Source organism: Psychromonas sp. SP041 (assembly GCF_000470315.2).
Classification (GTDB): Bacteria; Pseudomonadota; Gammaproteobacteria; order Enterobacterales; family Psychromonadaceae; genus Psychromonas.
In genome coordinates, this window is record NZ_CBRF02000095.1 from 1 (window position 1) to 1,042 (window position 1,042).

The 1,042-nt window shown below is 36.3% G+C and carries 1 protein-coding gene; it reads left to right on the forward strand.

Going from position 1 to position 1,042, the window contains the following annotated elements:
- Positions 1-73 precede the first annotated feature (73 nt).
- Positions 74-997 (forward strand): IS1595 family transposase, encoded by a 924-nt coding sequence (locus SP041_RS20685; RefSeq protein ID WP_025565956.1) that lies wholly within the window; start codon positions 74-76, stop codon positions 995-997.
- Positions 998-1,042 lie beyond the last annotated feature (45 nt).

A 1,042-nucleotide genomic window follows, 5' to 3' on the forward strand; every position in this document is an offset into this window, starting at 1 on the left:
TATGGCTCTGTTGTAGTTTGGTGTTGATGGTTTAATATTTAGTTATCATTACTTTGAAATTCAAGGTGTAGCTATGATCAACAATAAACTAAAAGGCATTCTCAAAGAAGTTACCAACCTAAACTACCCTGACCTTAAAAAGCTACGGCATGAGGTTGAAAATAACATCTCAAATAATCAAATTGGTAAAGCAATAGCAGAGCATGAAGATCGTGTTTGCAGTTGTCCTTATTGTGACTCTGAGCTTATTAATAAGTGGGGAGTCACTAGGCAAGGCATTCAGCGCTTTAGATGCAAGGCTTGTTCAAAGACCTTTAATGCTCTATTTTCAACACCTTTCTACCGTATGAGAAAACCAGAAAAATGGATTAATTACTCTAATTTAATGTGGAACGGCACTTCACTCAGAAAGTCTGCCTCCCTTTTAGATATCAACCTTAAAACAGCTTTTCGATGGCGTCATATTTTCTTAAAGCAACCTCAGGCTATAACCCCCTCTAATTTACATGGAATTATTGAAGCCGATGAAACTTTTATTGCAGAGTCTTTTAAAGGCAAAAGAAAAATTTGTAGACCAGCCCGAAAGCGAGGTGGTGGCAATATCCCTCAAGTCCCTATTATCATGGTATTAGATAGATCTGGAAATATAGTGCACAAGGTTATCGAAAATAACACAAAAGAAAATATTGAGGCCGTTTTAACCCCTATTATCTCAGAAGGTTCCGTGTTGTGCACAGATGGTAATATATCCTACATAGGCATTGCCAAAGGCTTGAACATTGATCATAAAAGATTAATTGGTTTGGATAATCAACGTGTTATTGAAAGCGTATATCATATTCAAACATTAAATAATTATATGATGCGCTGGAAGTCTTGGCTTAAGCGATTTTGTGGCGTAGGCACCGCTTATTTAGAGAATTACCTAAGTTGGTTTCGTTTTATGGCACAAAATAAAGAGCATTCTGAACAGGTATGGGTTGAATGCGCACTTTAAAATTAACAGAATAAATACAAACAACACTTAAGTACAACAGAGCCT

What these genes read in the sequence shown, in the direction of transcription:
- SP041_RS20685 (WP_025565956.1), top strand. Translation starts at nt 74, where the DNA reads ATGATCAACAATAAACTAAAAGGCATTCTCAAAGAAGTTACCAACCTA.